This is a genomic window from Arthrobacter sp. ISL-28 (assembly GCF_018613875.1).
In the GTDB taxonomy this organism is placed as follows: Bacteria; Actinomycetota; Actinomycetes; order Actinomycetales; family Micrococcaceae; genus Arthrobacter.
In genome coordinates this window covers 104,192-125,387 of the sequence record NZ_JAGGPJ010000029.1, presented here as the reverse complement: position 1 = coordinate 125,387, position 21,196 = coordinate 104,192, and the positions used below count along the sequence as shown (strand labels likewise).

The 21,196-nt window shown below is 61.5% G+C and carries 17 protein-coding genes and 1 pseudogene; 10 read left to right on the top strand and 8 right to left on the bottom strand.

What is annotated here, in order from left to right; all coding sequences use genetic code 11:
• A pseudogene (locus J7E80_RS19425) lies at window positions 1-682 on the top strand (NAD(P)(+) transhydrogenase (Re/Si-specific) subunit alpha); the annotation flags it as partial.
• Window positions 683-2,174: 1,492 nt separating this feature from the next.
• Here the strand turns inward: J7E80_RS19425 and J7E80_RS19420 are convergent.
• From J7E80_RS19420 to J7E80_RS19405, 4 genes are all read right to left on the bottom strand, one after another.
• Window positions 2,175-3,389, bottom strand: coding sequence for a YbfB/YjiJ family MFS transporter (locus J7E80_RS19420; RefSeq protein ID WP_311380890.1), 1,215 nt, complete (start codon window positions 3,387-3,389; stop codon window positions 2,175-2,177).
• A 127-nt stretch (window positions 3,390-3,516) separates the two neighbouring features.
• Window positions 3,517-3,738, bottom strand: coding sequence for a hypothetical protein (locus J7E80_RS19415; RefSeq protein WP_215053859.1), 222 nt, complete (start codon window positions 3,736-3,738; stop codon window positions 3,517-3,519).
• A 60-nt stretch (window positions 3,739-3,798) separates the two neighbouring features.
• Window positions 3,799-4,653 carry a nitroreductase gene (locus tag J7E80_RS19410; protein ID WP_251037122.1) on the bottom strand — a complete coding sequence of 285 codons (855 nt, stop codon included), beginning with the start codon at window positions 4,651-4,653 and terminating at the stop codon, window positions 3,799-3,801.
• Window positions 4,654-4,724: 71 nt separating this feature from the next.
• Complete coding sequence (locus tag J7E80_RS19405) at window positions 4,725-5,231, bottom strand: DUF4863 family protein (RefSeq protein ID WP_215053857.1); 507 nt, start codon at window positions 5,229-5,231, stop codon at window positions 4,725-4,727.
• A 185-nt stretch (window positions 5,232-5,416) separates the two neighbouring features.
• On the opposite strand from J7E80_RS19405, the gene J7E80_RS19400 reads away from it, so the two are divergent.
• Window positions 5,417-6,064, top strand: a complete 648-nt coding sequence (locus tag J7E80_RS19400) for a TetR/AcrR family transcriptional regulator (protein WP_215053856.1) — start codon at window positions 5,417-5,419, stop codon at window positions 6,062-6,064.
• A 130-nt stretch (window positions 6,065-6,194) separates the two neighbouring features.
• Here the strand turns inward: J7E80_RS19400 and J7E80_RS19395 are convergent, their stop codons facing one another.
• Window positions 6,195-7,550 carry an MFS transporter gene (locus J7E80_RS19395; RefSeq protein WP_215053855.1) on the bottom strand — a complete coding sequence of 452 codons (1,356 nt, stop codon included), beginning with the start codon at window positions 7,548-7,550 and terminating at the stop codon, window positions 6,195-6,197.
• Between the two features lie 326 nt (window positions 7,551-7,876).
• Between J7E80_RS19395 and J7E80_RS19390 the strand changes: the two genes are divergently transcribed.
• The 3 genes from J7E80_RS19390 to J7E80_RS19380 all read left to right on the top strand — a co-directional run bounded on the left by J7E80_RS19390 (window position 7,877) and on the right by J7E80_RS19380 (window position 12,630).
• Entirely contained in the window at window positions 7,877-8,386 is a 510-nt protein-coding gene (locus J7E80_RS19390) for a DoxX family protein (protein ID WP_215053854.1), read from the top strand.
• 219 nt (window positions 8,387-8,605) lie between these two features.
• Window positions 8,606-10,762 carry a glycogen debranching N-terminal domain-containing protein gene (locus tag J7E80_RS19385; protein ID WP_215053853.1) on the top strand — a complete coding sequence of 719 codons (2,157 nt, stop codon included), beginning with the start codon at window positions 8,606-8,608 and terminating at the stop codon, window positions 10,760-10,762.
• A 1,070-nt stretch (window positions 10,763-11,832) separates the two neighbouring features.
• Window positions 11,833-12,630 (top strand): response regulator transcription factor, encoded by a 798-nt coding sequence (locus J7E80_RS19380; RefSeq protein ID WP_215053852.1) that lies wholly within the window; start codon window positions 11,833-11,835, stop codon window positions 12,628-12,630.
• Here J7E80_RS19380 and J7E80_RS19375 read toward each other — a convergent pair.
• Complete coding sequence (locus J7E80_RS19375) at window positions 12,608-13,195, bottom strand: TMEM175 family protein (RefSeq protein ID WP_215053851.1); 588 nt, start codon at window positions 13,193-13,195, stop codon at window positions 12,608-12,610. The genes J7E80_RS19380 and J7E80_RS19375 overlap by 23 nt on opposite strands.
• Before the next feature lie 156 nt (window positions 13,196-13,351).
• On the bottom strand, window positions 13,352-14,941 hold the full coding sequence (locus J7E80_RS19370; protein ID WP_215053850.1) for an ATP-dependent DNA ligase: 1,590 nt from the start codon (window positions 14,939-14,941) through the stop codon (window positions 13,352-13,354).
• A gap of 238 nt (window positions 14,942-15,179) precedes the next feature.
• Between J7E80_RS19370 and J7E80_RS19365 the strand changes: the two genes are divergently transcribed.
• A complete protein-coding gene (locus J7E80_RS19365) occupies window positions 15,180-16,103 on the top strand; it encodes a pseudouridine-5'-phosphate glycosidase (RefSeq protein ID WP_215053849.1) in 924 nt (307 codons plus the stop codon).
• Between the two features lie 955 nt (window positions 16,104-17,058).
• Window positions 17,059-17,871: a GntR family transcriptional regulator gene (locus J7E80_RS19360; RefSeq protein ID WP_311380889.1), complete on the top strand. Its 813-nt coding sequence runs from the start codon at window positions 17,059-17,061 to the stop codon at window positions 17,869-17,871.
• Window positions 17,872-18,241: 370 nt separating this feature from the next.
• Here the strand turns inward: J7E80_RS19360 and J7E80_RS19355 are convergent, their stop codons facing one another.
• Window positions 18,242-18,400 (bottom strand): hypothetical protein, encoded by a 159-nt coding sequence (locus J7E80_RS19355; RefSeq protein WP_215053847.1) that lies wholly within the window; start codon window positions 18,398-18,400, stop codon window positions 18,242-18,244.
• A 681-nt stretch (window positions 18,401-19,081) separates the two neighbouring features.
• On the opposite strand from J7E80_RS19355, the gene J7E80_RS19350 reads away from it, so the two are divergent.
• The 3 genes from J7E80_RS19350 to J7E80_RS19340 are packed head-to-tail and all read left to right on the top strand — an operon-like array spanning window position 19,082 to window position 21,152.
• The gene (locus tag J7E80_RS19350; RefSeq protein ID WP_285291880.1) at window positions 19,082-19,849 is read left to right on the top strand and encodes an amino acid ABC transporter ATP-binding protein; all 768 of its coding nucleotides are present in this window, start codon (window positions 19,082-19,084) and stop codon (window positions 19,847-19,849) included.
• Complete coding sequence (locus J7E80_RS19345) at window positions 19,849-20,490, top strand: amino acid ABC transporter permease (RefSeq protein ID WP_311380888.1); 642 nt, start codon at window positions 19,849-19,851, stop codon at window positions 20,488-20,490. Before J7E80_RS19350 ends, J7E80_RS19345 begins: the two co-directional genes overlap by 1 nt.
• Window positions 20,487-21,152 carry an amino acid ABC transporter permease gene (locus tag J7E80_RS19340; protein WP_215053846.1) on the top strand — a complete coding sequence of 222 codons (666 nt, stop codon included), beginning with the start codon at window positions 20,487-20,489 and terminating at the stop codon, window positions 21,150-21,152. Before J7E80_RS19345 ends, J7E80_RS19340 begins: the two co-directional genes overlap by 4 nt.
• Window positions 21,153-21,196 lie beyond the last annotated feature (44 nt).

Genomic DNA, 21,196 nt, shown 5'->3' with positions numbered 1-21,196 from the left:
GCTACGACATCGTAGTCGAGAAGGGCGCGGGGGAGTCATCGTCCTTCCCCGACGACGCCTACGCCGCGGCCGGCGCAATGATTGCGGGCGCCGACGAGGCGTGGGGTTGAAGTGGTGCTGAAGATCAACGCTCCCACTGCCGACGAGATCAGTCGCCTCACCGACGGCGCCACGCTGATCGGAATGCTGAGCCCGGCGCTGCGGCCCGAGCTCGTGGAGGCCCTGGCGGCGCGGCCGATCACGGCGCTGGCGTTGGATGCCGTGCCGCGGATGTTGGCGGGCGCAGTCGATGGACGTGCTGAACTCCATGGCGAACATCGCCGGCTACCGGGCGGTGATTGAGGCGGCCCGTGAGTTCGAACGGTTTTTCACGGGTCAGGTGACCGCGGCGGGCAAAGTACCGGCGAAAATCCTGGTCGCTGGTGCGGGCGTTGCGGGCCTGGCGGCCATCGGCGCGGCGAGCAGTCTCGGCGCGATCGTGCGGGCGACGGACCCGCGGCCCGAGGTGGCCGACCAAGTGAAGTCCATCGGCGGGACCTATCTCAAGGTTGAGGTCGAGGAGGAGATGAAGTCCTCCGACGGATATGCCAAGGCCACGTCCGAGGCTTACAACCGGCGCTCGGCCGAGATTTACGCTGAACAGGCCCGCGACGTGGACATCATGATCACCACAGCCCTCATAGTTTGGGCTGGGCCTTGGCTCTGTTCGATTGCTGCTGGGAAGCCCGCGATTCTATGGCTGAGCACCGAGCCGCTGCGGACCGGGGTCTAGTCTCGGGGACCACACGTACGACAAACTCGCCGCATCCCGTCCTACAGGAAGACTGAGCGTTGCTGCCTGCCGTCCGCAATTCAGATGGAAAGAAAGCGGGAGGGCCGGCTTCAGCGGCCCTCCCGCTCGCGGAGCGCTCCCTCCCCCCAAGGGACCCGCAGGAGCTCACCCAGAACCCCCGCGTCCCTACTGAGGACGCTGTCGGGGCAGCGGGCGTGATCAAAAACGTCCACCGAAGGTGTCCGTCGATCAGCTACCCAAAGGCTTGCAGGACGACCCTAGGAAAACCCAAAGCCTGTTCCAGATCCGGGGCCCCTCAAACTAGTCCCCACAACGTTCATAACTTGTCGTCGCCCGGTTGTGCGGTCTGCCAAGCTGACTTGCATTTCCGGTGCGTGCACATCACGTGGTGGTAGTTGACGCGCGCTATGCTCAAAATTCGATCAGAGACAAAGGCGCGCCAGGAGTGCGAAAACGGTTCCTGCTCCGCCGGTGGGGGTCCTTGGCTGGATTCGGTTCAACTGCCGGTTTCGCATGCGCACCCCTAAACGGGGGTGGGTTGTGCGCTGCAGACGCGGTCGGAGGTCGGGGAATCCGGGTTTTCTCCAAGTCGTATCCGCAACATTGGCGGTGTCCCGGAGTCGATGGTGCCCAGCAAGCCGTCTATCAGGAACAGGACAGCCGGGTCCGCTGGATTTCCCCGTAGCGCCGGGCCCGGCCATCCATGACGCCGGCACACCGCGGCGTAAGGGAAGATCGATCAGAGGCATCGCATCTTCCGAAGTGGCAAAAGCTCCTTTCTGCAGACAGGCCCAGGGTGCTCACGTCCTATAGTGGTCACGCGTATCCTCCGCTCGAAACCCAAGCTGAACTCTGTGCAGCCGGAACCCTGCTCAAGCTGGAGGGCGGCCGGGGAACGGCCTGGAGAGTCGGCGACCTGACGCTTAAGCCTTTGGATGCACTTCCCGAAGGGAAGCTTTGGTCGGACGAAGTGACGCGTGAATACAGCATCGGCAGTGGGTTGCGCCTGAGCCTTCCGATCAGAAACCCCGGTCAGGGAAGCCAATTGTCGACGGCTGGAATGCTTCCTCTAACCTTGACCTGGACTTCGACCTCGCCAGCGTGGCGAGCCCGGCGTGGCCAAACTGGAGGACTAAACCTAGGCTGCAGGGCCTGCGTGCCGCTGCCGAACTTCGGTTAGAACCATGGTGGGCATTGAAGCCGAGGCCGCGATCTCGGCGCCTGGCCCTTCCGCGCAGAGCGTTTTCGAAAGGAATCTGGTCCAAAGGACCATGTATACAGCCCTAAATGCTTCGCCCACGGAAATTGTGACGACCGAGAGAATAAACAAGGCAATCCAACCCGTCCAGGGTCCGACTCTAAGTCCTTTCAGGGTTCTTGGCTAACCATGTGACTGCCTTTGGAACAGCGCAGCGGTTCCTGCCCCGAGGATCAGGACGACCGACAACCACAGGCCGCCTGCTATCCCCCATGAACCATCGGACATGGCTCCCGAGATCACAGGACCAATGCCCTGGCCCACGCTGAATGCCACGGTCTGGGCGGCTATTCCTGAAGTACGTGCTTCTGGGGGCAGGCTTCGTTTGGCGAGAACAGCAGCAGCGGTCGGGCCGGCCATAAATGCGCCTCCGAAGATTACTGCGGAGACGAGCGCTGCCGCCATTCCCGACGCGATGAGGACCGGGAGCACTCCGAGAAGAACAACGAGTGAAACCAGAGCCAGTGCGCGTGCAGACGAAAGGCGGTCGATAATTTTAGCCCACAGGAACAGAGTGGACGCGGCGGAGGCCAGGCCCAGGGTGATGAAAAATGTAGTTGTCGTCCAACCTGAAAGGCCCTGAGCATCAAGGAGCGCGATGATGAAGGTCATGTACGAGACGTAGCCGGCGCCGTAGAGCAGATTCCACATGAAGGCAGGAACAAGAAAAGCGAGGGATGCCCTCCGTCCGGTTCGCTGTGGGGTCGTCTCAATTTTGCCCGAAGCAATGCCGGCTGGAACCAGAGCCAAGGCGGCTGACGCGCCCATGACGAGCCAGCCGACCCGCCAACCGGGGCTCCCTAGCCAGGCCAACACAACCGGAACCAGGATTCCGGAGACTACAATGCCTACGCCCACCCCGGACATGAAGATTCCTACCATTTTTACGGAATGTCCTGGCGAAGATGTTGGAATTCGGGATGCCAGGCCCGCTCCAACTACGAAGAGGACAGCGGTAGCGACGCCTCCAATGAACCGGACGATGGCAAGATATGTAAATTCTCCGCTGATTGCTGATGCGATAAGAGTCAGGGCACTGATGGCGATCGCCCACATATAGGCCCGACGGCTGCCGAACTTATTCGCCCACCAGGCACCGCTTGCCGACCCAAATATGTATCCCACCGCGTTGGCGGTGTTGATTCCTCCCGCAGTCGCATACGACCAGTCAAGATCAGACCTCATGGCGGGGAGTAACAACGCGTAGGCGAACCGCATAAACCCAAGAGCAATGACCGGCCCGACGGCCAGCCCGAGCGCCAACAGCGGGGCATTGAAGGGGCTTGGTAAGGCCGCCCCTGAAGACTTCCGAACGGGTAAATGGATTTGGTTTTCCACAGGGGCCTTCCAGAACTGCTTTGTTTGCTGCTGATATGGGGTCGACCAGGACTGTGGCTACTAGCGGTCTGAGTGGCTCTGCGGGAGAAACCGGCAGTCGTCGGTTTCTCCTGCCGCCGTCATCGTATTAGAGCCGCATGCCGCCACCCCCAGCCGCCATGACCGGAGGGACGTCATATCCGTCGTCTCTGAGGATCAGCCGTCTGGCCCAGTCGCAAATCAGCCACATGGCGGCTCCGTCGTCCATCGTGCCGTCGATCCTTCCCACTTTGGGAGGTAGGAGCGTGCTGATCAGGACCACTGTCACGCTGGCTGGGATTTCGGCCCAGTTTCTCGATGGTTTCTCCAAAGGAGGAGTGTGCCGAAGGTTTCGCCGACCAGAAAGTACCTGGGTTTCCTCAAAGTACCGTCAGACTGAGCTTGCGCGTTCTCCAACGGACTGCTCCGGGGAGTTCTGGTTCCATCCGGCCCAAGCCGCGTGATCAATGTCCATTACACGGCCGGCAGAGACCTCCTGCGTCGGCGCTTGCGGAAGCGACGCGGTGCCCGAGGTGAAGACGTCCATTGTCAATGCCTCCTCATTCCTGTCTTCGTAGAAGGTCGCAAAGTCCTTCACGCATTGCCGCGGGGTGGTGAACCTGTACAGCCGGTGTGATGTGTCCGCGTATCCCAGGGATAGTCCGCAGATAATCCTGTGATCGTCGGGGATGTCCAGGTGGTTTCTGATGACCGGGTAGTAATCCAGGAACGATGCCTGGGGGCAGGTGTCCAGCCCTGCCGCACGTGCAGTCAGCATCGTGGCCTGCAGGAACAGTCCGGCGTCAATGAGCGCGCTGTCGAGCTGGTGACGGCTGACGGTGAGGAAGATGCCGACAGGCGCTCCAAAGAACTCATAGTTGCGTCGGTGATGGGCGTCCCTGCCGACAAGGTCCGTGAAGTCAATTCCCAGCGTTTTGCCGTAGAGGCCCTGGCCGAATTCGCTGCGCCGCGACAGGAAGGGTTCCACCCAGTCGTCCGGCCGTGGCTGATAGTCGAACTCACACTTCTGGACGCGAGCTCCGGCGTCATGGGCCTGAAGGAGAGCTGCTGTCAGGCGATCCTTTGCGCCACCGGTAAGAACGTGGACCTGCCACGGCTGCCCATTCGAATTGCTGGCCGAGTGAGATGCCATCTCGAGCACCCTCTCAACGGTGCTTCGAGAAACCGGCCTTGGCAAGAAGGCGCGTACGCTGCGTCTGCTAAGCAGGGCCTCCTCGACACTCATCCGCTGCGCGGCTAGGGGGATCATCGCGGGGCGGATGTCGCCGCACTTGCATTCGCACATCGTTGTGACCATTAGTAGCTGGGCGTGATGTCGTAGGAGATGCGGCCGGCTGGCAGGAAGAAGAGCGCTATCAGCGCTCCGCCCTTAACCTCTGGGTAGTGGTGGCTGCCGGGCCCTGGGGCTGTCCATCCTGGTCCTGACCAGCCGTTGGGTCCGGCCAGTCTGGCCTCCGGATCGAGGGGGACCACGAGGTTCAGCTCCCCGTACGGGTGCTGGTGGTATTCGCCGCGGTAGGGTTCGACACTGTTCATGTACACGGCCGTGATACTGAAGTAGTTCAGTACATCGCTGGGATCAGCGAGGCGGCTCCGCCTGTAATTGGGACCATCAACTTCGATGTTGGCAGCCCAGCCGTCACGGACGCCTTCAGTGATCATCCGGGAGAGATCCTCAAACAGGGGGGTGCCTGGACCGTAGTTCTCGTTCAGCCAGGCTTCGAGCTCGCCACCAGCGGTACGGTTCTTGACCTCTTCAAGGAAAGGGATGCTCCGGTCGATCAGCTTCTGAGCTGCGTTCATGATGATTCTCCTGTTCGAAATGGACAGCTTTTGCTGTGGTGCAATAACGCTATCGCGAGGTTACGTTACAGTCAAGCACTGTAACGTAACCCCCTTGTTCAGATTCTTCTGATGTTCAGTATTGGGACAGCAATGGCTTGTGTTACGTTGAGAGTTCGTAACGTAACTTATTTTGGAGGTTGCAGGTGGCCGCGAATCCGGCGAATCAGACCTTGGACGAAAGTGCCGAGGCCGAGGTTTCCAAAGGCGGCAGGCCCCGAGATCCTGCCCTTGACGAGGTCATCATTAAGGCCACCCGTCGCAGGCTTGTTCTGGACGGGTACTCCAAGATGACCCTTGGCGACATCGCCGCAGATGCCGGCGTCACTCGCCCCACCCTGTACAGGCGGTGGCCGGGCAAGTTCGAACTGGTGGTCGATGCCCTGGACTACGGCTTCCGTGAGCAACGGAATACTTACCCGAACCTGAATCTGGATGAACTACCGCCCCTGGAGGCCTTTACTGAGGCTGTTCGCCGGCTGGATCCCACGTATTTCAATCCTGATGCGATGGTACTCATGGGAAACTTCATGGGCGAGACCATCCGGACGCCCGGGCTGATGGCCATTCTCTCCGAGCACGCCGTTGAGCCGCGGGTGAACCTCCTGGAGCGCACTCTGGCCAATCTTCAGGATCGGGGAGCGGTCAAGCAGGGGATCGATAAAAGCACCATTGCATCAATGTGCTTCGGAAGCTATTTTGCCGCTTTCCTTCGCGCAGATACGGATAGGGCCGGACTGGCTGAGAAGGTCGTGCAGGCCATTTGGCCAGCCATCGCCGTTGACCCGGGCTAAGGACATTCAATGCGGGTATTAGGGCAGAATTCCGGCGCCCACGATCTTCGGTGCCGCCCCTGTGTTGTCAGCGACATGGGCTGGGGCCGGTTCTCTCCTAAAGATAACCAGCCCTGCCCATGGACAGTGCCTAGCGGTGCATGCGCCCCAGAACCAGGACGCTGACTCCTGCAATCACCAGGGCCCCCGCCATTACCAGGAAGACCTGCTGAGGGGCGATTCCACCGCCGAGGGCGATACCCACGAGCAGAGGGCCGGCAACTCCCCCAAGGCGTCCCATGCCCAAGGCCCATCCGACTCCAACCGATCGCATGTGGGGCGGGTAAAGAACCGCAGCGAGTGCTATCACGCTCATTTGGCCACCGGTGACGCAGGCTCCTGTGAAGAACGCCGTCACGAGCAGCATTTCAGTTCCTGCGCCCAAAACGGCACCTAGCGCCACGACAAACACGGCACCTAGAAGGTACACGGATCCGAGCGTGGCGAAGGGGCTGATGCGGTCCATCGCCGGGCCGATAGCCGTGGCCGCGACGATTCCACCTATGGTTGTCAGCACTGTGGCGGCGATGACGATTTCCGGAGCCCGGCCGAGGGAGCCCACGATGGTGGGCAGCCAGCTTTGAATTGAATAAAACGCCGCAAGATTAGCTACGAAGGCCAGCCATAACAGGATTGTGCTGGTCACCCACTTGCGGCCGAAGAGCTCGGCAACCTGCGTCTTGGTCTTTTTTGATGCCGTGTTTTCCTCATCGTCGATGAGGTTCGCTGCGGCTGGAAGATCCGGTTGAAGTCGCTGCAGGATCTTGCGAACCCTCTTTTGTCCGTCCATTTCCCTCAAGAGGAAGCGCGGTGACTCTGGAAGGTACCGGATGAGGAACCCGACCAAAACCAGCGGCACAAGGCCTCCGACAACCAACATCATGCGCCACCCCAGAAGCGGAATGATGAAGCCCGATGCGATGCCAGCTGCCACAAATCCCAAGGCGAGCCAACAGTAGATGAACATCACAAAGCTTGAGCGACGCCGTTTAGGGGCGAACTCGCTGGTCAGGGACACAACGCTGGGAATCACCGCACCCAGGCCGGCGCCGGTTAGGAACCTTAAGGCAATAATGTGGGTCGGCTCCATGGCCAGGGCGGACGCTAACGTCAGGGAGCCAAACATGGCAGTGCACACGATGACAACCCGTCGGTGGCCGACCCGGTTCGCCAGAGGCGAGAGCACAAGATACCCAACCATGAGACCGACGATTGCGGCAGAAAGAATCGGTCCTAATGCTGCAACCGGCAGGCCCCACTCTTTGGCAATTACCGGAGCGGCAAAACTAATGGACTGGGTATCGAAACCGTCCAGGAACATGACGGCGCCGGACAAGAAGAGGATGAGGTAATGGAAGCGGCCGAGAGGCCTGCTGTCGATTACGTCCGCCAGGCGAACTTCTTCTGTCTGGACTTGAGGATGCGGGGGCGGGACATTCACGGACATCGCACGCCTTTCTTTGGGTTCTAGTCGGAGGCCCGCCCCGTCGGATCCATACCGGCGGATCCAACAGGGTGTACATCGATGTGCGCTAAGGAACACATGTGACACGGACAACACCAAATTAGGCCAGAGTTAGGTTACAGTCAATACTCGTAACTTAACTCACGTCGAGTTACAGCAAAGATCCGCCACAACCCATTGATCGAGGGACACATGAACACAGCATCCCCCTGCGGCTTGACCGCCGACCTGGCAGCCAGCTCGCACGACGTCCGCCCCATCACCTTCGCCAACCCGGCTCAGCACTCCTCCACAGGCGAGGTTCGGCCATGACCAGTGTCGACATAGCTCTTCTGGTGCTCAGGCTCAGCATCGGCATCACAATGGCAATTCACGGATATGCCAAACTCTTCCTCGGCGGCAGGATAGCCGGGACAAGCAAATGGTTCACAAGCCTGGGCATGCGCCCAGCTACCTTCCATGCGTGGCTGGCGGCGATCACTGAAATTGCCGCAGGGCTTGCCCTTGCCGCCGGCCTCTTGACACCATTCGCCTCAGCTGCGTTTGTCGCACTGATGCTGGTTGCAGCCTGGACCGTCCATCGCAAAAAGGGCTTCCTTATAACCTCCGGAGGATGGGAGTACACCTTTATCCTCGCCGTCGCCGCAATTTCCATAGCAATCATGGGGCCAGGACACCTGAGTCTGGACTGGCTGATTTTTGGCGCCCCCCATCTCGAAGGTCTGCCTGGGCTTTTCATCTCCATCGGCGTAGGCGGTGTTGCCGGCGCGGGACTCCTTACAGCCTGCTATCGGCCGCCGAAGAACATCCCCGCCTGACCCCTCATAAGATTGGAGCCTCTTCAAGACCAGTTCGCCTGTCACAGTACGTCCAGGGCCTGGTCGGGTCGTGCTGACGGCCCAGTCCCGTTGCCCCTTGCCGCCAGGCGGCTGGCGTCCAAGGCGAGGCAAGCGTAGCGTCGGTTGGAGAATTAGCCGCAACGCCAGCCTTGGTCAAAACCCCAAGCATGCTGGTGACAGTCTCTTGAAGGGGCGGGGATGGCTGGATGGAACGCTGACACTGCTGCCGGGCCGCTGGGGGCCGGGACGGTTACTTTGGTCGAGGGGTCCTCCTTCTGCATCTCCTTGCCGAACGGGGATATCCGTCCCGAGCATCCGCATGGTCTTTTTGTCCAAGACACACGCATCCTGTCCGGCTGGAGCCTGACCATCAACGGCCAGCCGCTTGAGCCGCTGGCAGCGGAAACGAAGGAACCGTACCGGGCGTTGTTCGCCGGCCGTGGTACCAGGTCGGATGGATATGCGGACAGCCCTCTGATCGTGGAGCGGCTGCGGGAAGTGGGGGGAGGCATCCAGGAGCAGGTCACCGTTCGCAACTACTCCTTGGAGCCGGCCGACTGCGTGATCTCCCTGAAGCTTGAGGCCGATTTCGCGGATCTTTTTGAGGTCAAAGAGGCGCGGATCCAGCGGCGCTGGGACGAAACCCGCCAAGTGGACGGTGAGATGCTGACCATCCGGGCGCTCTGGCAGGATGTCCGGAAGGGCATGGTCGTCCGGGCACCTGGAGCGGACGTCGCGCCGGAGACCCTCACTTACCGGGTGTCCGTCGCGCCGCACGGCCAGTGGAGCACGGTCCTTACTGTGGTGCCCGTTATCGAGGGAATCGATGCCGCGCCGCCGTTCCTCCATACTGACGGGGACGGACTGTCCCCGCGAGACCGGCGCCGACGGGAGTGGGTGGCCAAGATCCCGGTGCTGCAGATGGGAAACCGCTCCATCGAACGGACGTTGCGGCGCAGCTACGACGACCTGGGTGCCCTTCGCATCGAGGACCCGAACCACCCGGAACGTGTGGTGGTGGCCGCTGGCGCGCCCTGGTTCATGACCCTGTTCGGCCGGGACTCGCTGTGGGCGTCGCAGATGGCGCTGCCGGTGGATCCGTCTCTGGCCCTGGGCACCCTGCAGACGCTGGCGGACCGCCAGGGCAGGGTGGTGGATCCGATGAGCGAGGAGGAACCGGGAAAGATCCTTCACGAGGTCAGGCTCGATGTCTCCAGCGGGCTTGCGCTGGGCGGCAAGTCCGTCTACTACGGCAGCGTGGACGCGACGCCACTGTTTGTGGTGGTGCTGGGGGCGGTCAGCCGCTGGGGATTCGCCGCGGACACCATCGCCGCCTTACTGCCCCACGCGGACCGGGCGCTGGACTGGATCCGGGACTACGGCGACAAGGACGGCGACGGGTTCGTCGAGTATGAGCGTCTCAACGACCAAGGGCTGATCAACCAGGGCTGGAAGGACTCCTGGGACGGAATCAACTTCGCCGACGGACGCCTGGCCGAGCCGCCAATCGCGCTGTGTGAGGTGCAGGCATACGTGTACGTCGCGTATCTCTCGCGGGCTTGGATGGCGTTCGACGCCGGTGACGTGGCTCTAGGGAATGAGCTGGCGGATCTGGCGGCGCAGTTGAAGAGACGGTTCAACGAACAGTTCTGGATGCCCGAGCGTGGCTACTACGCCACCGCCTTGGATGGAAAGAAGCGGCAGGTCGATGCGTGTTCTTCCAACATGGGCCACTGCCTATGGCCCGGCATCATCGACGACGACAAGGTTCCGCTGGTGGCCGAACGGCTGATGTCCCCGGAAATGTTCAGTGGCTGGGGCGTTCGGACCCTGGCCAGTGACATGGGTGCCTACAACCCCGCCAGCTACCACAACGGATCAGTTTGGCCGCACGACAACGCGCTCATCGCGACCGGCTTGCTGCGATACGGTTTTGTCGCCGAGGCGCAGCGGATCTCCACGGCCCTGTTGGAGGCAGCAGAGCATTCCGGCGGCCGCCTGCCGGAGCTGTTCTGCGGCTTCGGCAGGGACCAGTTTGCGGAGCCTGTGCCCTATCCAACGGCCTGCTCGCCGCAGGCCTGGGCAGCGACCACACCGATCCACCTGGTGACGAGCCTGATGCGCTACGACACCCACATTTCCCGCGGTGGCCTCTGGATGGACCCGGTACTCCCGGAATCCTACGGCGACCTGCACATCACCAACGCGCCCATGGCCGGCGGCCGGATCACCATCGACATCATCGATTCGGTCCCAACCGTCCAGGGACTCCCGGAAGGAATAGTGTTCCGTCACGGGCATCGGCCGTGGATGTCGGAACTGGTGGACCAAGCCAACCGGCGCCGACAGGCATAGCGGGGCTAGTCTGCTCAATCTGGCTGGCTTATCAGTCTCTTTGTCTTTACTGTTGCTATTCCTCGATATATCCGGAAACGAAGGGACGCAGCTTCCATCCTGGACAAGCCATGGCGCTGAAGCAGCGCCGGACCGGCAGCCGTCTACGACTCATGGATCGCAGCGGAACCAAGCTCAGCACAGGATCGAGCAGAAGCCGGTTGAAGTTCAAGACTGACAACACGGGCTCTTCGATCACCAATAGCCGGAACGCGATGTAGGCGTCCTGGCGGCCGGCTGATCGTGCCTTGCTTCTCGCGTTGAGATGACCCGCCGCTCGATGCGCTCGGCCTCGGCATTCTGTGCCACCAATGCCCACTCCCGGGCGGCCCGGGTTCGGACCACATCCTCCAAGAAGGGCTACGTCATCCAGTGGCGACTTTACCGGCAGTCGTCAGGAGCAGATTCGGCCCGCTGGGCCGTTCGAGTCGGGCTTATAAGCGCGCCACTTAGCGCTGCAGAAAGGAGGCCCTTTAGAGCTGCGATTCACATGTATGGGATTTTGGGCGCTGGGGGAGTGGTGGAATGGTGTCGCAAAATGCTCTTCGGCGACGCCAAACAACGCGTCGAAGACATCCTCCGCGCGTTCTAACAGGATTCAAGGAACGGCAACCCGCAGGCCGCCATCATTCACCGCAAACTCAAGGAACGTGACGAAGAAATCGCCATACTCGAGCGGTGGCTGAATCGGGCACCGGCCGCGCTCCGGAAGGACCGCGCCATGGCCGAGCGCCTCGCCAAACTCTAGGGCTGAACAAGCAGTAACTGGACGGCCGACGGCGGGCTGGATGGGCCGCGCTGATCAGCCTCGCATGCCCTCCACCGCCGGCCTCCTCGGGCTTAGGCGGCAGCCTTTGTGGGAAGGCTATGACACCTGTACATGGACGTGAGGTCGGCACCCTCACTTCGAAGGTGCTTTGCGAGCCGCCGTCAGGTCGCCACCGTCTTATCCAACCCGCCCGATCCATGCTGGCGGTGTCGTGATAACGAAGGTAGCCGCGAACCCTCACCTCAGGAATTGTCGGGCCCGGATGCATTTGCACAGGGGGAAGGCCCTGATCCGGGGCGGGCTGCGTGCCATCCTGCTCGCGGAGCCAGACATCGAGGTGGTGGGTGAGGCGGCAGACGGTGCAGCCACTGCGAGGGTCGCAGGAACGGAAGCCGCCGATGTCGTCCTCATGGATATCCAGATGCCCGGAACTGACGGCATTGAAGGGGTGCGCAGGGTTGCTGCGGCCCGCCCGCGCGCCAAGGTGCTGGTCCTGACGATGTTCGATCTTGATGAGTATGTTTTTGCCGCGCTGCAGGCCGGGGCCAGTGGATTCCTGCTCAAGACCACCCCGCCGGAGATGCTGGCAGCAGCGATCCGGGCATGCCATGACGACTTCAAGGACAGACCGGCCCGCGATGCTGACGGCAGTGAAATTCTCTTCCGGAGCAGCAGCGACACCGTCTACGACGACCCGGTATTTCAGCCAGGAGACAGAGTCGAATTCACTGTTGACTATCCCGACCTGCCGGGTACCGAAAATATTGCGGCCGCCGGGGATGCAGCAACAGTCGTCGGGATCAACCCCACGAAGGAAGCAAACTGTTCGTTCCGCTTGGATTCACAGCCCGATGCAAAATGGCCCGTCACCGTCTCCGGGCGTTCCTTGGCACCTGAAGGCAGCGGAGTGCGTGGCCAAGCAAACAACGAGAACTGTCGTGATCCGGAACACCGGAGAGCTTCGGCGGTTCTGATGGGACAGGCAGCCGGCTACTCAAGCGTCTTCAGGTACCGGACCATAGGCGGCCCCGCGCGGGTCAGTCCCGGTGAGCCCGGGTGACGAAGTGCTCAACCCGGCGGTCTGGAATTAGCCAGATCAGGGCCACGATGGTGTAGATCGCAACCCCAAGCAGGGGCTGGACGGCGGTCAGCCCAAGGCCTGCGAGGTAAATCAGTGGCGACGTTTTGCCTTTCCAGTCCCGGCCAATTGCCTGCGCGAGGGGGCCATCCCGGCCCTGTTGGCGGATCAGTGCCTGTTCCAGGATGAAGTAGGCGATCGCGGCGCACAGCAAGTTGATCCCGTACGTCAGCACCGGGATCTGCACGAAGCCGGACTCATCCATCCAGCGGGTGGTGAACGGGATTAGTGAAAGCCAGAACAACAAGTGCAGATTGGCCCAAAGGATCGCGCCGTTGACCCTGCTTGCCAGATGGATCATATGGTGGTGATTGTTCCAGTAAATTCCGACGTAGACGAAGCTGAGCAGGTAGCTGAGGAACGTGGGCAGGACGGACCCCAAACCACGCCAGGTCGGTTCGTCCGGCACATGGAGTTCCAGCACCATGATTGTGATGATGATGGCGAGCACACCATCACTGAACGCCTCTAGACGGTTCTTGTTCACCGGCTTCCCTCCATCAAAGCAACATCCTAATTATGGATCCTCAGCCAGGGCCCGGAGAGCTCGGCCCGTGACGATCGTCGGCTCATCAAGACCTTCGCCGCTTTTAGGATCTGAAGCTCGTGCAGTGCCTGCACGGAAAACGCTAATCTATCGTTTCTACGGGAGTGGGGCGTCTCTTCCCGAATCTGGCTCCGCCGGCGCGGGCGATACCTTTCTGCCCCGTGGGGTAGGGAGCAGGGCGCGCAACGTCTGGATGGTGTCGGCCTCCGCGGCCGTCTTGTCGTCACGGTAGCGCTTGACGCGTGCGAACCGAAGGGCGATTCCACCCGGATAGCGGGGAGAGTGCTGGACGCCGTCGATGGCGATCTCGACCACGGTGACCGGCTCGGTCCACACTGTACCCGCCGTACGCCGCACCTCCAACTCCTGGAACCTTTCAGTCTGCCATTGCAGCAGCGCGTCGGTGAGGCCCTTGAAAGTCTTGCCCACCATCACGTAACCGCCGGGTTCGCCGAACTCGCCAACAGGGTCCAGGGCTCCGAGGTGCAGGTTCGAGAGCAGGCCGGTGCGCCGTCCTGACCCCCATTCGCAGGCGAGCACCACCAGGTCGTAGGTGAGCACCGGCTTCACCTTGATCCAGTTCGAACCCCGCCGCCCGGCGGCGTAGGCCGAGTCCACCGCCTTCACGACCACACCCTCATGGCCGGCGGCCAGCGCATCGCGCGACACTCTCTCGGCAACAGCCGCATCCGCAGTGATTTTCCCCGGGATGCGGTGCCCGGGGGCGATTCGTTCGAGCACGCCGATGCGTGTGGACAGGGGCTCGTCGAGCAGGTCGCGCCCGTCGATGTGCAGCACGTCGAAAAACCACGGATGCAGCAGCATGGTGCGCGCCGCGTTCGCCCCGAACCGGGACATGGTCTCCTGGAACGGCCGGGGCCCGCCGTCCTCGTCGAGGGCTAGGGTCTCGCCGTCGAGGATCACATTGCGCACGGGCAGTCCGCGCACCACCTCCACCACCTCAGGCAGCCGATGGGTCACTTCGGCCAGGGTGCGGGTGTAGATGCGCACCTCGTCGCCGGCACGGTGCACCTGGATGCGTGCGCCGTCGAGCTTGTATTCCACCGACGCTTCCCCCGTCGCCTCCAGCGCCTCGCCGGCACTGGCCGCGGTTGTGGCGAGCATGGGCTGCACGGGACGCCCGACGACGAGGCCGACCGCGTCAAGCTGAGCCGCGGTGCCCGTGATCGCCAGCAGGGCGGTCCCGCCGAGATCGCCGGAGAGCATCGCTGCGCGGCGTACGGCCTCGACCGGCCGGCCGGCGGCCCGGGCAACCGCATCCGTCAGTACGCCTTGAAGTGCACCGGTACGAAGTTCTCCGAGCAGGACGCCGGCGATGAAGGCCTGCTCTCGTTCGGTGGCTTCCGCCATCAGAGTCCGAAGGGTGGCGGCGCGTTCTACGGCGGAGCCAGCGCCAGCGGCTGCCAGCAGCCGATCCAACGCAACGTCGAGGTGGGCGATAGTGAGATTCGGTTCAGGAGCGGGCTCGCCCCTGGCCGTCCTCATGCCGCTCCAGCCGATCCCGACTCGGCCCTGGCGAGGCTTGGCCGTGAGCAAGCCGACCGCCGTCGGGATGTCCGCGGGGTCGAGCCGGAGCAGCAGGTCTGCCAGTTCGTTGACCTTGGCGAGCCGGGAGCGGGTGGCCGCGACGGCTTCCGAGGTCCGCACGAGCTCGTCGAGCAGCATGGCACCATTCTGTCACGGCCGCTGGGTATGGACAGCGGTTTGGCCCTGTTCCAGAATGGGCACGCGGCCCCGTTGGCAGCTGTCCGACCGAAGCGGGCCACGGGCCACAACCCCGCCGGGCCGCCAATAATCCAAGGCCGCAGCCCGGACCGGTGGCACGGCGATGTCTTGTTGTTGGTTCTCGGGTACGGGAACCTTGGTGGGTCAGGTCAGATCACGTTCTTACCGGGAGACCACCGTGTCATCCATTCGCACCAGGGTCGCGTTCCACGTCTCAGAGGAGGTGGCCGCAGCCGTTGTTGGAGGGCGGCCTGTCGTCGCGTTGGAATCGACCATTTTCACTCACGGCCTTCCGCGTCCGCGCAATCTCGAGGTTGCTTTGGAAGCCGAGGAACGGCTTCGCGGTCAAGGGGTCGTTCCTGCAACGATCGGTGTCCTCGCCGGCGCTCCGACGGTAGGGCTCAGCCGTGAGCAGATCACCGCGCTCTCCAATGATGGGGCAGTGAAGAAGGTCAGCCTCCGCGATCTTCCCGTGGCCGCTGCTCTTCGGTTCCACGGTGGCACCACGGTGGCGGCGACGGCGTTCTTGGCACACCGCGCCGGCATCAAAGTCTTCTCAACCGGCGGTTTGGGTGGAGTTCACCACGGTGCGGCAACGTCCTTCGATGAATCTGCCGATATGACTACCTTGGCTGCTACTCCGATCATCGTCGTCAGCGCCGGCGTGAAGTCCATCCTGGACGTCCCGGCGACCCTCGAACGGTTCGAGACGCTCAACATCCCGGTCGTTGGTTACAGGACCAACAGGTACCCTGGCTTCTTCGTTTCCGACTCGGGGTTGGCGATCGAGTACGCGGTCAACACTCCGGACGAAGTTGCGGCGATCTGCAGCGCACGCGATGACCTGCACATTGAATCGGCCATCCTGTTGGCAAACCCGATCGCAAAGGACAAGCAGCTCCCTCCGGCCGAGCTCGACGCCATTCTCTCCCGGGCGTGGGCACAGGCAGAGAAGAACGGGATTAACGGCAAGGACACCACGCCGTTCCTTTTGGACTTCATTCAGCGCGAGACGAATGGTCGCAGCGTGAATGTAAATGTCGATGTGTACCGAAGTAACGTCTCTCTCGGTGGCGAAGTCGCCATCGCGCTGACCCGCTAACCCGGGGGAATGACGATGTTAGGTGCGGTCGGGCGGCGGACTATGCGGGCCGCGCATGGTGGTCCTTTAACGGGACCCGCTGGGTCAGCTTCGACCTGTGCGACGTCAGCCGACTGACAGTAGCCGGCGACCCTGAGCCGCTGACCACGGCCAAATATGTCGTGCTGAAACCGCGGCCTTTGTCGGCCAGGACACCGAGGCGTCGTAACGCTACGGTATGAAGATTTGCGCCGGACCCGATTGGGTCTGACGGAGGCGCCACTTCTCGGCATCTGCCATCAAATGGGCAAAAAGAGGGTGTGCACAATGTGCACACCCGGGGATTCGGTTGTACCGGTTGCGGATTGAGGCGGATTGGGGATGATTTCGGGGGAGTGGCGGGTTTCCGAGGCGTGGCGCCCGGTTCGAGTCCCACCTCGGGTACAGTGTTTCCGCAGGTGAGGGCCTTTTGCGCCTCTGACCGCTTGTACACTGTACACATTTTGTCCGCCTTGAGTGCGTGTGCTGCCGCGGGCTGTATCTAGTTGTGACTGGCCGTTCGCGTGGCCGAGGGCTTCCTTTCTCTTGGGCTGGACGATACATGTTCATGGTGGCTTTCATGGACTCCAGCATGATCATTGACAAAATTTTCTGGAGTTTTCTTGAGGCGAGTTTCCTGGACAGGATTCTTGGTCACTCGGTCATTAATTCATGGCGTGGCAGGGCAGGAGCTACATGACTGGGCGCTGCCCGTGCAATTTGAACGCATAAGAGGACAGGGTCGCTCGACGCTGGCGCGGAGGTGAGCAGGCTTACGACTGTTTTGCAGAGGACCTGCCCAGCGGTCACCGAAAATCTGTTCCAGACCTGCTTCCAAAGCCAGGGTCGCCGGTTGCTCCGTCACTCTTTCAAGATGTGGCAAGTCGGAAGTTTGACTTGAGTCGCAAAGGAGTGCCGCGCCTCTGATGCTGTCCGGATGATGTGGGAGAGCATCCAGCGAGAACGGCTGAAGAGTGGCTACCGGGGGGTAGAGTTAGGTATGACACCTCACGCGCTATCGAAGGGGCATACGATGTCGTCCTCGCTGACTTGGAATGAAGAGAATAGCGGAGAGGTCCGTACTCAAAGCTACCGAGAGCAGGCGGTGCGAATCATTCGGGCGCAGATCGTATCCGGACGCCTGGAGCCAGGATCTATGCATTCCATCGGTGCCATTGCCGAGAGGTTGAACGTTTCCATTACCCCGGTCCGCGAGGCCCTCCACGACCTGGCCAAGGAGGGGCTTATTGAGATCAAGCGAAACCGTGGCTTTGTCGTTCGTAAACCGTCGAATAAAGAACTGGACGATATTGTTCAGATTCGAGCCATGCTTGAAGTCTCGTCCGTCCGTGAGATCACGGAGCGGTCACTTATTTCAGACTTTTCAGCGCTCCGGAAACTCAGCCGCAAGACCGAGGCCTTTGCAGCGGCAGGTGAATGGGAGGAGTTCGTCGCAACCGACCGTGAATTTCACCTCTCGATCCTCTCCGCACTTGGAAATGAGAAGCTCCTAGATATTATCGGCACGCTGCGGGACCAAAGCCGACTGCTCGGACTCGACAAGTTCGCCGGGACGGACTTGCTCGAGCGGTCCACGAAAGAGCACGCACTCCTGCTGGATGCTATGGAGGGCGGGGAGAGCGAGCGAGCTGCAGACATTATGACCAGCCATCTCGGCCACGTCCGCGGCATTTGGGCCGGCCGAGACGAGACTGACAGTAAGGATTCGCCGTACACCCCAGCCGGGTAGCCGGTAAGTAGCCCTCCCTGACTTCCAGCCGTTGGCCAGCCTGTCCGGCATGCAGGTACTAGGTAGCGATGCCCCAAGACTCGCGTGTGCCAGCCGCGGGACGTCATTAGGAGATAAGAGGCCGGCTTTTGAACTCTTAATGTCCCCGGGGAAGACGCAGGCCGCCAAGTCGTACTCCGTGTTGTTGCCCAAGCGCACGGCCTCGTCCTGGAGTCGAAAAGTGCTGCTAGAGGCCAGGGGCCAGAGGTTTCCTGGGACAGGATTCGGGCGGCCGCGGTGACATCTTTGAGGATGGGGTGGTAGAAGCACCCCAGCCATCAATCGAGAGGCACGCTGCGAGTGAGCCTTCGTTAAGGGCCATCTCTGACATTCACCAGAACCGCGGGATCCGGATCTTCGAGAAGCTGGGAAAGCTCGACCTGAGCACCGGCGTCGTGTCCAACGCGGCCGGAGCGTTCAGGATATCCAGTAGCTTGGCCTGGGCCGTGAAGGCGGCTTCGAAAGCGTCGAGGAATGCTTCTGTACCCATTGCATCGGAGTCGCAAATGCTACGTCGGCCACACGCAGCCCGGGTCCGGCCTCCTAGTCCTGTGACCGCAACCGGAGTACGGTATCTCCTTCAGACCGACGAGACTTAGCCGCTGCTTCTAAACCTGGCTACAGTGCCACGGGGAAAGCACCATGCCTCCTCTTAGCCTTTGAACTGAGACGGTGCAGCGCGCGCCTCCGCGCCGTAAATGCACGTCCTCCCCGCCACCGTTGGTCGAGACGACAGCAGAAGACAATCCACCACGGCAACCAGGAGCGCCGGACAGCAGCGGTGAACGGAATCCTGCAACAACCAAGGCCAACCGTGGGCCCAGGGGGTAGCAGCGAAGTGCGCGGCGGATCATGAAGCACATGGTCGTGGAATGTGGGGCAAACCGGGAGGATTCAGTGTCCCGTCTGGTATATGCAGCGGATTCACGGGAAGGCTGCCGTCCAAACTCTTCCACTGCACGGGAAGAAAGGTGTAAGGCTTCACAGGGAGCATAAGTGGCTCGGTGCCGCAGGGAGGCGTGTAAAAACAGTGCAGTTCCGCAAAAACGGCGGAAAAAATATTTGAGGAGGAGAGTGAGGTATCACACCTTTCTCTGATACAGTGTCTCCTATGAGATTCAAGTCACAGTCTCTTTCCCACTCCGAAACCCCTTCTACGGCAGGACGAATTATGGATGCTTCCCAGCGGGCGCAGCCTATGGTGAGCTTGCGCGGCGTCTCCAAGAACTACGGTGAGCGCACGATTTTCAGCGACGTCAACCTTGACGTGTCCCCAGGCGAAGTGATGGCCGTCATTGGCCCCAGTGGTGCAGGCAAGAGCACGCTGCTGCGCTGCATCAACTTCCTCGAGGAACCCACAAGCGGTCAGATCACTTTGGGTGGCCGGACTATCCGTGCCGGAGAGGGCGTATCCGGACGGGATGTGCAGGCTCTGCGCCGGAAGGCCGGAATGGTCTTTCAGCACTTCAACCTTTTCCCTCACATGTCGGTTCTGGACAATGTGTCCTTCGCCCAGATGAGGGTCCTTAAGCGCAGCCGCGAGGATGCGAACAAACGGTCTTTGGCGCTGCTTGATCGTGTCGGGCTGGCTGATTTTGCCGGCTCCTATCCGGCCCGTTGTTCCGGCGGGCAGCAGCAACGCATCGCCATTGCACGCGCCCTGGCAATGGACCCTGAGGTCATGTTGTTCGATGAACCTACTTCCGCTCTTGACCCCGAAGTGGGCCTTGAGGTCCTGGCGGTGATGAAGGAGCTTGCCTCCGACGGCATGACGATGATCATCGTCACTCACGAAATGGGATTTGCCCGGGATGTCTCTGACACTCTCGTGGTCATGGCCGACGGCAAGATTATTGAGCACGGGGATCCGCGCCAGATCCTGTCAGAACCGAACCATGACAGAACCAGGCTGTTCCTGCGTGCCGTTCTGGGGAGGTGATGATGGAAGCTCTTGAAGCAGTACTCCTGGGCGTTCCGTTGACCCTGCTGGTCACGGGGGCCTCTCTTTCCATCGGTGTAGTGTTGGGCGTACCACTTGTTATGGGTTTGCGATCCCGAAACATGCCAATCCGGTCGGCTTGCCGGTACACGGTGAACCTGCTGCGCGGCATCCCGGCGATTGTGTGGCTGTTCATTATCTACTTCGGTGTCAGCATTGGCGCCTTCCAGTTCGACGCCATCTCAGCGGCGATCATCGGTCTAGGCCTCATCTCCGCTGCCTACATGGCCGAGATTTACCGTGGCGGCATCTCAGCTGTCCACGCAGGTCAGTGGGAGGCAGGCCATGCGCTGGGAGTGAGTGACTGGACGACATTTTCCCGCATTGTCGGTCCGCAGGCCCTGCGGGTTTCGATTCCTTCCATGACCTCCTATGCCATCAGCCTGATTAAGGATTCCTCGATCGCCTCCACGATCGGAGTGACGGAGATCGTCTTCTTCACCACCCAGGACGCACGCTCCGGCGGCGGTGGGCTGACGGTCTACCTCCTGGCCGCGGCAGTCTATGTCGCGATGTGCATTCCCCTGGGTCTGCTGTCCAGGAAGCTCGATTCCTCACTACGGAAGAAGGTGTCCCGATGAGTTTCATCACCGACTGGCTGGACTGGTTTCCCACCCTGTTTGACGGGCTTCTGCTGAGCCTGCAAATTACCGGTCTCAGTCTCCTGTTGGGCCTTCCCGTGGGCCTGCTGCTGGCGGTTTTCGCTTCCTCACGCAATGCCCTTGTCCGGGGAATCTGCGTGGGAGTCGTCGAGATTTCCCGCGGTGCCCCTGCCCTGGTGGTCCTGCAGTTGTTCTACTTCGGGCTGCCGAGCACCGGAATTACCCTGTCGTCATTTACCGCCGGGTTTGCCGCCCTCGCATTGACCACCGCCGCCTTTACCAGCGAGATTCTCAGGGCCGGTCTGCAAGCGGTACCCGCCGGCGAGATCGAGGCCTGCCAGACCCTGGGCGTCTCCCGCCTGGACACCCTCCGCTTCGTGGTGATTCCTCAAGGGCTGCGGATCGCCTTGCCCGCCTTGATGGGCTTCGCAATCCTAATCTTCCAGGCCACCTCATTGTGCTTCACCATCGCCGTTCCTGAACTGCTTAGCCAGGCCTACTCCATCGGGTCCTCAACCTTCAAATACTTCAGCGTCCTTGCCTTGGCCGGACTGCTCTACGCGGCCGTCACCATACCGGCAACCTGGCTCGTCGGAGTGACTGAGAAGAGGATGTCCAGGCACCTCACACTGGCTCACTGATTCGCACCCCGCCCTTGCCTCCCCTTCCCCCTCCTTTCCCGTTC